This window comes from Mycobacterium sp. ITM-2016-00316, assembly GCF_002968335.2.
In the GTDB taxonomy this organism is placed as follows: domain Bacteria; phylum Actinomycetota; class Actinomycetes; order Mycobacteriales; family Mycobacteriaceae; genus Mycobacterium.
Genome location: NZ_CP134398.1, coordinates 3564039 through 3576565, shown reverse-complemented (window position 1 = coordinate 3576565; position 12527 = coordinate 3564039). Strand labels below are relative to the sequence as shown.

At 66.5% G+C, this 12527-nt stretch carries 7 protein-coding genes; all 7 read left to right on the top strand.

What is annotated here, in order from left to right; all coding sequences use genetic code 11:
* Positions 1–13: 13 nt before the first annotated feature.
* The 7 genes from C6A86_RS17240 (at position 14) to C6A86_RS17210 (ending at position 12507) form a co-directional block, all read left to right on the top strand.
* On the top strand, positions 14–3877 hold the full coding sequence (locus C6A86_RS17240; RefSeq protein ID WP_396835346.1) for an acyltransferase domain-containing protein: 3864 nt from the start codon (positions 14–16) through the stop codon (positions 3875–3877).
* Positions 3874–4725, top strand: coding sequence for an ABC transporter ATP-binding protein (locus C6A86_RS17235; RefSeq protein ID WP_105363703.1), 852 nt, complete (start codon positions 3874–3876; stop codon positions 4723–4725). The genes C6A86_RS17240 and C6A86_RS17235 overlap by 4 nt, the downstream gene beginning before the upstream one ends.
* The gene (locus C6A86_RS17230; protein ID WP_105363704.1) at positions 4722–5546 is read left to right on the top strand and encodes an ABC transporter permease; all 825 of its coding nucleotides are present in this window, start codon (positions 4722–4724) and stop codon (positions 5544–5546) included. Before C6A86_RS17235 ends, C6A86_RS17230 begins: the two co-directional genes overlap by 4 nt.
* Before the next feature lie 20 nt (positions 5547–5566).
* A complete protein-coding gene (locus tag C6A86_RS17225) occupies positions 5567–5980 on the top strand; it encodes an NINE protein (RefSeq protein WP_105363715.1) in 414 nt (137 codons plus the stop codon).
* Positions 5970–6371: a DUF2752 domain-containing protein gene (locus C6A86_RS17220; RefSeq protein ID WP_105363705.1), complete on the top strand. Its 402-nt coding sequence runs from the start codon at positions 5970–5972 to the stop codon at positions 6369–6371. Before C6A86_RS17225 ends, C6A86_RS17220 begins: the two co-directional genes overlap by 11 nt.
* Positions 6372–6467: 96 nt before the next feature.
* A complete protein-coding gene (gltB, locus tag C6A86_RS17215) occupies positions 6468–11012 on the top strand; it encodes a glutamate synthase large subunit (RefSeq protein ID WP_105363706.1) in 4545 nt (1514 codons plus the stop codon).
* On the top strand, positions 11005–12507 hold the full coding sequence (locus C6A86_RS17210) for a glutamate synthase subunit beta (RefSeq protein ID WP_105363707.1): 1503 nt from the start codon (positions 11005–11007) through the stop codon (positions 12505–12507). Before gltB ends, C6A86_RS17210 begins: the two co-directional genes overlap by 8 nt.
* The last annotated feature ends 20 nt before the right edge of the window (positions 12508–12527 follow it).

Genomic DNA, 12527 nt, shown 5'->3' with positions numbered 1-12527 from the left:
CGTCTGCACCGGCATGGGTCCGCAGTGGTGGCAGATGTGCCGGGGATTGTTGGACGTGTTCCCGGTCTTCACCGCAAGCATCCTGCGCAGCTCGCGAGAACTGTCGAAGTACGTGGACTGGTCGCTGATCGAGGAACTGCGACGTGACGAATCCGCTTCCCGGATGGGGGACACCGAATTCGCGCAGCCTGCCAATTTTGCGATCCAGGTGGCGCTGGCCGAACAGCTCGCCCACTTCGGGGTCACACCCGACGCCGTGATCGGCCACAGCGCAGGCGAAGTCGCGGCTCACCACCTCGCCGGGTTGCTCTCTTTCGAGCAGGCCATCGAGGTGATCCATCACCGCAGCCGTCTGCAACAGCGCACCAGCGGTCAGGGCCGGATGCTGGCCGTCGGCCTGGACGCCGAAACCCTCATGCAGACTCTCGACGAAAAGATGATCGACGAATTCGGCCGCCGGGTGTCGATCGCCGCCATCAACAGTCCGGCGGCGGTCACTATCGCAGGGGACGGTGATGTCCTGGAAGACATTGCCCGCCAACTGGATGAGTCGCAGATCTTCAACCGGTACCTCGCGGTGAAGGTGCCGTACCACACCCACTACATGGACGCGATCAAGGACGAGCTCTACGGCGCCCTCTCGTCTCTGTCGTCGAAGTCCGCGAATCTGCCGCTCTATTCGACGGTCACCGGTGAACTGTTGACCCGTTATGACGCCGGCGCGGCCTACTGGTGGCAGAACACCCGGGCCACCGTTCTCTTCGAACCGGCGCTTCGCCGGATGCTCGACGATGGTTACACCCATTTCATCGAGCTCGGACCCCACCCGGTGCTGGCTGCTTCCATCATGGAAATTGCGGGAACGCAGCGGGTCTCGGTCACAGCTACGCAGCGGCGCGAGGACGACGATGTTCGCACGCTGCTGAACTGTGTCGGCGTGCTGCACAACGCCGGCCACGATATCGCCTGGGACTGCGTGCATCCTCGCGGCGACGCTCGGTTGCTGAAAATTCCGAGCTATCCATGGCAGACCAAACGCTTCTGGTACGACAATTACGAAATCGAAGAGACGTTGTTCTACCGGCCGGTGCATCCGTTGCTCGGTCAGCCCATCCGCGGGGTACATCCGACCTGGGAAGCCGAGATCAGCACCGCCACCCTTGAGTTCCTCGCCGATCACCGGGTGCAGGGCAGCGTGGTGGTTCCCGGAGCGGTGTACGTCGAGATGGCGCTGGCCGCAGCCAGGGAAACCTACGGATCCGACCACAGCATCGACAATCTGGTGCTGCACCGTGCCGTCATCCTGGATGACACCTGCGATCCCGTCATCAGGACCACCCTGAACAAGGACGACGGCACACTGGAATTCGCGTCCTTCACGGTCACTTCGGACGGTGATCTCAAGTGGGCGATCACCGCGACCGCCGAACTCGGCACGCTTGCGGCGCCGACCGATCTGGGCGGTGTGCAGGAGGTGGGCCCGCGCGCAGAGATGGACTGTGAGCAGTTCTACCGCCGCACGAGTGACCTCGGGTTCGACTACGGCGATGCGTTCCGGGCGGTATCCGGTGTGACAGCCGGTCACGACTGGGCGGTCGCCGAGCTGACGATACCCGCCCGGGTCGCCGCTGAGGTCGCGCAATACCGCTTCCACCCGGCACTCATCGACGGGGCCTTCCAAACTCTTTTCGGCGCACCGTTCTCCGGGCAGGAGGAGAACGAGGACCCATACCTGCCCACCCGCATACGGCACTGCGCCGTCTATGGGCCGCCTGCCGCGGACATGAGGGTGCAGGTGCGCGTGGTCTCGGCGACCAGAGATGCGGTCGAATGCGATATCTCGATCACCGATGACCGGGGTGGTGTGCTCGCCGTGTTCGACGGGTTCACCGTGCAATCGCTGAGCTCGTCCTCCCGGATGTCGGTCGAGCACATCGACAAGGGACTGTACGAGTTGCACTGGTCCGAGATGACCGACACCGCAACGGAAACCGTCGCAGAATCCGGCTCTGAAGCCCTGTGCTGGCTGGTGCTGGCCGACGATTCCGGTATCGGAAAGGCGCTCGCCGACGACATGCGGTCACGCGGTCACCACGTCGACACCGTGCAGTACCCGGCTGACGGCGTCGACTGGAACGCGCTGATCGACGGACTCGCCAGCGATGATCGTGGACTTGCCGGAATCATCGATTGCTGGCCGTTGGACATGTCAGCGGACGCCGGCGACTCCGACGACATCGGCCCTTTCACCGTTCTGCGACTGGTGAAGGCGCTGGCCGAGGTGAAGGCCGGGAACCCGAGACTCTTTCTGGTGACCGCCAACTCGCAGGCGGCACCCGGCACCACGCTGACCGGCGCAGAACAGGCCTCGATATGGGGTCTGGGCCGCGTCATAGGGCACCAGGAGTTCTCCGGGTACTGGGGCGGCCTCATCGATGTGGACAGCGCCGACAACCAGGTGGAGATCGCGAAGCGAATCTCCGACCACGTGCTCGGTGACGGCAGCGAAGATCAGATCGCGATCAGGGGCGCCAAGACGTTCGTCCCCCGCCTCCGGCTGTGCAAGGAACTGACCTACCCGTTCCCCACCAAGCTTTCCGCCGATGCGACCTACGTCGTCACCGGCGGGGCAGGTGCGCTGGGCAGGGTCGTTGCCACCTACCTCGCCGAACGCGGTGCGCGCCATATCACCCTGCTCGGGCGGACTCCGGTCCCGCCGAGATCACACTGGGCCGCGCTGGCCGATGGCGATCCGCACTTCGAGACCGTCACCGCACTCCGGATGATCGAGCGGCTCGGAGCTCAAGTCGAAACGGCCAGCGTCGATGTCACGGTCGCCGATGACGTCACCTCGTGGCTGGCCGACCATCGTTCGCGGGGCGGGCGGCCGGTGCGTGGAATCGTGCATGCCGCCGGTGCGGTGAGCGACCAATTGCTGATCAACATGCGCGAAGAGGACTACGCGAAGGTAACCGCACCCAAGATCACCGGCGCCAAGGTGCTGCACCATGCCTTCGAGGGGCAAAATCTCGACTTCTTCGTCATGTTCGGGTCCGCGGGTTCGACCATCGCGGCTCCGGGGCAGGGAAATTACGCCGCCGCCAACGCCTTTCTCGATGCCTTCGCGTACCAACTTCGGGGGCAAGGACGTCCGGCCATCACGATCGGCTGGGGACCATGGTCGGTCGGAATGGTCGAAGAACTCAAGCTGGAGAAGGTGTACGCGCAGCGGGGGATCGAGCTCATCACGCCCGCCGTCGGCGCTCGAATCCTCGACAGGCTCATCAAGCAGACAGTGCCCAGTGTCGTGGCGATCACCGTTGATTGGACCCGGGCCCGCCAGGCAGGAATGGGCGGGCCCCTGCCCGCGATGTTCGGCGAACTCGAATCCGTCGACACGGGCGCGGCGCAGGACGCCTCGGGATCGTCGATCCTCGACGTGCTCGCCGCGACCCCGGCGACCGGACGCGCGGCCCTCATCTCCGAGCGTGTCCTGGAGGTCGTGGCCGACGTATTCGACTGCGGCGTCACCGATATCGACACCGGCGCCATGCTCGACGATATCGGTCTGGATTCGATGATGGCCATGGAGTTCCGGGTCCGCATCAACGCGAGCTTCTCGATCGATGTCCCCGTGCTGGAGATACTGCGTGGCGTCAGTGTGAACTCGCTGTCCGAGCGGATCCTCACCGAGTTGCAGGCGATTCACGGTGATGCGCCCGTCTCGGACGAGGCGTCGGCCGACGACCAGACCGGTGCGGACCTCGACGATGTCGACGTCCTGCTGGACGATCTGTCCGAATCAGAACTGCGAGCGCTGTTGGCGGAGATCGAGGCCGACGGCGCACAACCGGATGCCGGAAGACTCCAGTCGTGAGCGGTGCGGCCCCCGCCCGGGCTGTCCAGGTGCGGGGTCTGTCCAAGTCGTACGGAGCGCTGCGGGCGGTCGACGATCTCGACCTCGATGTCGACTACGGGGAGATCTTTGCGATTCTCGGGCCGAACGGCGCAGGCAAGTCGACGACCGTCGAGATCCTGGAGGGAAACCGCAGGCGCGACGCGGGACAGGTGAGCGTGCTCGGAGCAGACCCGGGAACGGCGGGCAGACAGTGGCGCGCACGGATCGGGATCGTCCTCCAAGAGGTCAGTGATGCCGGGATGCTCACCGTGGGCGAAACCGTGCAGATGTTCGGTCGTTGCTACGGTGCGGCCAGGGAACCGGCAGAGGTGCTCGATCTCGTCGGTCTCGCACCGGTCGTCGAGGCGAGGGTCGGGACCCTGTCGGGCGGTCAGCGCCGCCGCCTCGATGTCGCCCTCGGCATCGTGGGCCGGCCCGAATTGCTGTTCCTGGACGAACCGACCACCGGATTCGACCCCGAAGCCCGGCAACAGTTCTGGGAACTCATCAGACTGCTGGCGGCAGACGGCACGACGATCTTGATGACGACGCACTACCTCGAAGAGGCGGCCGCGTTGGCAGACCGGGTCGCCGTCGTCGCCGGCGGGTCGGTGGTCGCGGTCGACTCACCGGCCCGGCTGATCGAACATGTCGACACCGCTGCGACTGTCCGGTGGATGGACGGCGGCCGGGAGCGGGTGGAACGGACGGCGACACCCACCGAATTGATCCGCCGCCTCAGCAGCGGTGGCGCCGAACTGGATCGCCTGACGGTGACACGCCCGACCCTCGAAGACGCCTATCTACAGCTGATCGGGCATTCGTGAGCACCGCCGGGCAGCACACCCGCGCGCCGCTCCCGTCGGTGCTGCGCATCGGGTGGTCCCGGGTGGTCCCGGAACTGAAGATGTTCTACCGCAGACCCGAGCAGGTGGTGTTGACCTTCTCGATGCCGGCTGTGATCTGTCTGCTGCTGGGGTCCATATTCTCGGCGGAGTTGCCCTACGGCAACGTCAGTACCGGCGCGGTGATCGCCGCAAGCATGCTCGCCTACGGCATCCTTTCGACGTCGTTCGTGAACCTGGGCATCAGTATTGCCGCCGATCGGGAGACCGGGGCCCTGCGCCGCCTGCACGGAACGCCGACGACGGCAACGTCCTACTTCATCGGCAAGATCATGTTGGTGTTCGTGGTCAGTCTGGCCGAGGCGGTGCTGCTGCTGGTGGTGGGTGTGCTTGCGTTCGGACTTCGGCTGCCCACCGACGTTTTCGGGTGGTTCACCCTGACCTGGGTGTTCCTGCTGGGCGTCATCAGCTGTTCGTTGCTCGGCGTGCTGATCAGTAACGTCGCCAGCAGTGCGGTATCGGCCGCCGCCATGACCAACGGTCCGGCGGTCGGTCTGCAGTTCGTGTCGGGGACCTACGTCCCGATCATGGTGCTCCCGACGTGGATGCTGGTGATCGGCTCGCTGTTCCCGGTCAAATGGATGGCGCAGGGTTTCCGATCGGTGCTGCTGCCACCCGAGATGGCGGCCATCGAACCGGCAGGCAGCTGGGAGCACTGGCGGATCTTCTTCGTGCTGGCGGCATGGAGTATCGGGGGACTGATCGGTTGCCTCACCGTCTTCCGGTGGTCGGAATCACGCTGATCTTCTGGCATCCTGAGGTCATGACGGATCCGCAGTCGTACGGGGGCGACCCGGGCAGTTTCCCACCGCCGGGCTACCAGCCGCCGCCCGGCGGTGCCGGTTACCCGCCACCCGGCCAGCCGGGTTACCCGCCACCGCCCCCGGGTGCGTACTTCGATCCGCTGGCCCCCTACGGGCGGCATCCCATGACCGGGGAACCCTATTCCGAGAAGTCCAAGGTCATCGCCGGCCTGCTGCAGCTGCTGGGGTTGTTCGGCATCCTCGGCATCGGACGCTTCTACCTGGGCTACACCGGACTGGGTGTGGCGCAGCTGCTGGTCGGCATCTTCACCTGCGGAATCGGTGCCATCATCTGGGGCATCATCGACGCAATCCTGCTGCTGACCGACAAGGTGCGCGACCCGCAGGGCCGCCCGCTGCGCGATGGCACCTGAGAGCGCGACCGCCCGAGCCGGGCTGATCGGCGCCGGGGTGGCCGTCGCCGGCGCCTTGGCCTATATCGGCCTGGCCGACCCGCACCGGCCCGGGTTCCTGTTTCCCGGCTGCCCCTTCAAGGCGCTCACCGGCCTGGATTGCCCGGCGTGCGGCGGGCTGCGGATGACGCACGATCTGCTGAACGGCGATCTGGCGGCCGCCGTCATCGACAACGTCTTCCTCCTGGTGGCGTTGCCTGCGTTGGCGGTGTGGCTGGTGGTGCGGTGGCGGCGCGGCCTGACGCTCATGCCGATGGCGGCCACCGTCACGGTCGTGGTGGCCGCGGTGGCATGGACCGTGGTCCGGAACTGGCCGGGGTTCCCGCTGGTCCCCACTGTTCTCACCGGCTGAATATCGCCGGGAAGTAACACGTTCTCGCTGATACACTGCAGCTTCGGGCCGATGCAGTCCCTCCTATCGTCACGGAGACTGCGGAGGTAGATTCGCTTGCTGTTCTCGGCACTTCCCAAGGCCCAAGGCTTATACGACCCGGACAACGAATCGGATTCCTGTGGCGTCGCCATGATCGCCGATATCGGGGGTCGACGCTCACACGGCATCGTCTCGGACGGACTCACCGCGTTGGAGCACCTTGAGCATCGCGGCGCGGCCGGCGCCGAGCCGAACAGTGGTGACGGCGCCGGAATTCTGATCCAGCTGCCGGTCGAGTTGTTGGCCGCTGTCGTCGATTTCGATCTACCGCAGCCAAATGCCGCCGGCGCCAACACCTTCGCCGCCGGAATCTGCTTCCTGCCGCAGGATCCGGACGCCCGCGCCGCCGAGTGTGCACGAATCGAGGCCATCGCCGCCGAGGAGCACCTGGAGGTCCTGGGCTGGCGCGAGGTGCCGATCGATCCCGACGGCGCCGAAGTGGGGGCCACCGCGGTGGGCTGCATGCCCTACATGGCACAGCTTTTCGTCACCTCCTCCGGCGGCTGCGGCGGCATCGACTTGGACCGCCGGGTGTACCCGCTGCGCAAGCGGGCCGAACAGGGTGCGGTCTACTTCCCGTCGCTGTCCAGCCGAACCATCGCCTACAAGGGCATGCTCACCACCATGCAGCTGCCGCAGTTCTTTCCGGATCTGCGCGACGATCGCTGCGTGAGTGCCATCGCCATCGTGCACAGCCGCTTCTCCACGAACACCTTTCCGTCGTGGCCGCTGGCGCATCCGTTCCGGTTCGTCGCGCACAACGGCGAGATCAACACTGTCCGCGGCAACCGCAACCGCATGCATGCCCGCGAAGCCAAGTTGAGCAGCACGCTCATCCCCGGTGACCTGAGCCGCCTCTCGCCGATCTGCCCCAGGGACGGGTCGGACTCCGCGTCGTTCGATCAGGTGCTGGAGCTGCTGCACCTGGGTGGTCGCAGCCTGCCGCACGCGGTGTTGATGATGATCCCGGAGGCCTGGGAGAACAACGCCACCATGGACCCGGCCCGGCGTGCGTTCTGGCAGTTCCATGCCTCGCTGATGGAGCCGTGGGACGGCCCCGCCTGCGTGACCTTCACCGATGGCACCGTCGTCGGTGCGGTTCTGGACCGCAACGGATTACGGCCCGGTCGCTGGTGGCGCACCATCGACAACCGCATCATCCTGGCCAGTGAGAGTGGTGTGCTCGACGTGCCCAGCGCCGAGGTGGTGGCCAAGGGGCGCCTCGAGCCCGGCAAGATGTTCCTGATCGACACCGCGGCAGGTCGCATCGTCTCCGATGACGAGATCAAGGACGAACTCGCCGGTGCGCACGCCTACGGCGAATGGCTGCACGCCGGGTTGCTCGATCTCAAGACCCTACCGGATCGCGTTCGCGTGCAACCCAATCACGAATCGGTGGTGCGCAGGCAGGTGTCGTTCGGCTACACCGAGGAAGAACTGCGGGTGTTGCTGACGCCCATGGCGGCATCCGGGGCCGAACCGCTGGGCTCGATGGGCACCGACACCCCGATCGCGGTGATGTCGCAACGATCCCGGCTGCTCTACGACTATTTCGTCGAACTGTTCGCCCAGGTCACCAACCCTCCGCTGGATGCCATCCGGGAAGCCGTCGTCACCTCCATGAGCCGGGTGATGGGCCCCGAGGAGAACCTGTTGGAGCCGACAGCGGCATCGTGTCGCCAGATCAGGCTCGGCTGGCCGGTGCTCGACAACGACGATCTCAACAAGATCGTGCACGTCAACGACGACGGCGAGCAGCCCGGTCTGCGCACCGCCGTTCTGCGCGCCCTCTACGACGTGGAACGCGGCGGGGAAGGCCTGGCCGAGGCGCTGGAGGAGCTGCGCATTCGCGCGTGCGAGGCGATCGCGAAAGGCGCTCGCACCCTGGTGATCTCGGATCGCGACTCCGACCACACCAAGGCTCCGATACCGTCGCTGCTGGCCGTCTCCGCGGTGCACCACCACCTGGTGCACACCAAGGAACGCACCGGTGTCGGGCTGGTGGTGGAAAGCGGTGATGCCCGCGAGGTGCACCATATTGCGATGCTGATCGGTTTCGGCGCCGCAGCGGTCAACCCGTACCTGGCCTTCGAATCGATCGAGGACCTGATCCGCGAAGGGGAGCTCACCGGTATCGAGCCGGCCACCGCGGCGCGCAACTACCTGACTGCGCTCGGCAAGGGCGTGATGAAGGTGATGAGCAAGATGGGTATCTCGACGGTGTCCTCCTACACCGGCGCCCAGGCGTTCGAGGCGATCGGGCTGGACCGCGCCGTCATCGACGAGTACTTCACCGGCACCCCGATGCAACTCGGCGGCATCGGCTTGGACGTGCTGGCCCAAGAGGTCAGGTTCCGGCATCGTCGCGCCTATCCGGAGAATCCCACCGAACGTGCCTACCGGCGGTTGTCGGTCGGCGGGGAGTACCAGTTCCGCCGCGATGGCGAGTTGCACCTGTTCACCCCGGAAGTGGTCTTCCTGCTGCAGCATTCGACCCGCACCGGACGCCACGACGTCTTCGCCAAGTACTCCGAGGAGGTCAACAGGCTCTCCCGTGAGGGTGGCGCGTTGCGCGGCCTGTTCGGCTTCAAGACCGGAGTACGCGCACCCGTGCCGCTCGAGGAAGTCGAATCGGCGGAAGCGATCGTGACGCGGTTCAACACCGGCGCCATGAGCTACGGGTCCATCTCTGCCGAAGCGCACGAGACGATGGCCATTGCGATGAACAAGCTGGGCGGACGCTCGAACTCCGGTGAGGGCGGCGAGGACGCCGACCGGCTGTATGACCTCAGGCGGCGCAGCGCCGTGAAGCAGGTGGCGTCCGGGCGGTTCGGTGTGACCAGCGACTACCTGGTGAATGCCACCGATATCCAGATCAAGATGGCACAGGGCGCCAAACCCGGTGAGGGTGGCCAGCTTCCGGGGTACAAGGTATATCCCAATATCGCCAAGACCCGGCATTCCACTCCGGGAGTGGGTTTGATCTCACCGCCGCCGCACCACGACATCTACTCGATCGAGGATCTGGCGCAGCTGATCCACGACCTGAAGAATGCCAACGACCAGGCCCGTATCCACGTCAAGCTGGTCAGCTCGGTGGGTGTCGGTACGGTGGCTGCGGGCGTCTCGAAGGCGCACGCCGACGTCGTGCTGATCTCCGGGTATGACGGCGGCACCGGCGCGGCGCCGCTGACCTCGCTCAAGCACGCCGGGGCACCCTGGGAGATCGGCCTGGCCGACACTCAGCAGACACTGATGCTCAACGGCCTACGTGACCGCATCACCGTGCAGTGCGATGGCGGGATGCGTACCGCCCGCGATGTCATGGTCGCTGCGCTCCTGGGTGCCGAGGAGTACGGATTCGCGACCGCGCCACTGGTGGTCGCGGGCTGCATCATGATGCGGGTCTGCCACCTGGACACCTGCCCGGTCGGGGTGGCCACCCAGAATCCGGAACTGCGCGCGCGGTTCAACGGCAAACCCGAGTTCGTGGAGAACTTCTTCCAGTTCATCGCCGAGGACATCCGGACGATGCTCGCCGAACTCGGCTTCCGCAGTCTCGACGAGGCGATCGGCCGGGTCGAGATGCTCGACACCGCCGAAGGTGTCGCGCACTGGAAGAGTCACGGCCTGGACCTCAGCCCGATCTTCGCGGTCCCGACGGATGCGCACGGCGCCGAGATCACTGCGCGCCGCAGGTCGCGCGATCAAGATCACGGTCTGGCCCAGGCACTGGACCAGACGCTGGTGGCGCTCGCCGACGGCGCTCTGGAGGACGCACACCCGGTCCGGCTGGAACTGCCGGTGCGCAACGTCAACCGCACGGTGGGCACGCTGTTGGGGTCGGAGGTGACCCGTCGCTACGGTGCCGACGGTCTGCCGGATGACACCATCCATGTCACGCTGACCGGTTCGGCCGGGCAGTCGCTGGGCGCATTCCTGCCCCCGGGTGTCACCCTGGACCTGATCGGTGACGCCAACGACTATGTGGGCAAGGGCCTTTCGGGTGGCCGCGTCATCGTCCGACCGCCCGATGATGTGCTGTTCCTGCCCGAGGACAACGTCATCGCCGGCAACACCCTGCTGTTCGGGGCCACCTCCGGCGAGGTCTTTCTGCGCGGCCGGGTCGGGGAGCGCTTCTGCGCCCGCAACTCCGGTGCGTTGGCCGTCGTCGAGGGCTGCGGCGACCATGCCTGCGAATACATGACCGGTGGGCGGGTGGTGGTGCTCGGCGACACCGGACGCAACATGGCGGCCGGGATGTCGGGCGGTATCGCCTTCGTGCTCGGCCTCGATCCGGCGAAAGTGAACACCGAGATGGTGGATCTGCAGCGCCTCGACCCCGAGGACCTGACCTGGCTGCACGACGTGGTGGCGCGGCACGCGCAGGCCACCGGGAGCACCGTTGCGGGCTCGCTACTGGCGGACTGGCCGCGCCGCAGCGCGCAGTTCACCAAGATCATGCCGACCGATTACGAGCGGGTGCTGCGCGCCACCCGGATGGCAAAGGCCGAAGGGCGAGACGTGGACACCGCGATCATGGAGGCCAGCCGTGGCTGATCCGAACGGTTTTCTGAGGGTGCGCAAGCTGGACGCGGCCAAGCGGCCGGTCGACGAGCGGGTCGGCGACTGGCATGAGGTGTACGAGAGTCAGGATCCTCACGAGCGGGCCGGCGAGGTATCCCAGCAGGCCCGTCGCTGCATGGACTGTGGAATCCCGTTCTGCCACTCGGGAACTGCGGGTTGCCCACTGGGCAATCTGATACCGGAGTGGAACGATCTGGTGCGTCGCGGGCGGTGGGACGCAGCCAGCGACCGCCTGCACGCAACCAACAACTTCCCGGAGTTCACCGGCAGGCTCTGCCCGGCTCCGTGCGAGGCGGCCTGCGTGCTGTCGATCGCCGAGGAGACCACCGGCGGCAGCGTCACCATCAAACGGATCGAACAGTCCATCGTCGACCACGCCTGGATGACGGGTTCGGTGGAGCCGCAGCCGCCGGCCATCACGTCGGGACGCAGTGTGGCCGTGGTGGGTTCGGGCCCGGCCGGGCTGGCTGCCGCCCAGCAGCTCACCCGGGCCGGGCATCATGTCACCGTCTACGAACGTGACAACCGCATCGGCGGGCTGATGCGCTACGGCATCCCGGAGTACAAGCTGGAGAAAGCGACGCTGAACCAGCGGCTGTCCCAGATGCGGGCCGAGGGAACGCGTTTCGTCACCGAATGCGAGGTCGGCGTCGATCTTTCGATCGAGGCGCTGCGGGCCCAGCACGACGCCATCGTGCTGGCCGTCGGTGCGCTGAAGGGCAGGGACAACGACGTCGAGGGGCGCGAACTCAACGGTGTGCATCTGGCGATGGAACATCTGGTACCCGCCAACAAGGAATGCGAGGGTGACGGCCCCGCCGAGCTGACCGCCGCCGGCAAGCACGTCGTCATCATCGGTGGCGGCGACACCGGCGCAGACTGCCTGGGCACCGCGCACCGGCAGGGCGCCATCTCGGTGACCCAGCTGGACTACAACCCGGCACCGCCGGAGGCGCGCGACGACGAGCGCTCGCCGTGGCCCACCTGGCCGCTGCTGCTGCGCACCTCGCCGGCGCACGCCGAGGGCGGGGCCCGGCGCTTCGAGGTGGCCGTGCAGCGGTTCCTCGGCGACGAGCAGGGCAACGTGCGGGCCATGCAGATCGCCGAGGTCAAGGTCGAGCGGGACGGTCTCGGCCGCCGCGTGATCACCCCGGTCGGGGATCCCATCGAACTGCCGTGTGACCTGGCGCTGCTGGCCATCGGGTTCGAGGGTGTCGAGGAGATGGCGCTGCTGGATGGTCTCGGGCTGCGGCGCAACGGCCGCGGCACGCTGTCCTGCGGATCGGACTGGCAGACCGAGGAGCCCGGAGTCTTCGTGTGCGGCGACGCGCACCGGGGCGCGTCGCTGATCGTCTGGGCCATCGCCGAGGGCCGCAGCGCCGCCCAGGCGGTGGACGCCTACCTCATGGGGGACTCCGACCTGCCGGCACCCGTGCGGCCCGGTGCTCTCCCTCTGGCCGTCATCTGAATCGATTAACGACTATGCTC

Coding starts and splice junctions, on each gene's coding strand:
- C6A86_RS17225 (WP_105363715.1), top strand. CDS start 5,567: ATGACGGATCCGCAGTCGTACGGGGGCGACCCGGGCAGTTTCCCACCG.
- C6A86_RS17220 (WP_105363705.1), top strand. CDS start 5,970: ATGGCACCTGAGAGCGCGACCGCCCGAGCCGGGCTGATCGGCGCCGGG.
- C6A86_RS17240 (WP_396835346.1), top strand. CDS start 14: ATGGGTCCGCAGTGGTGGCAGATGTGCCGGGGATTGTTGGACGTGTTC.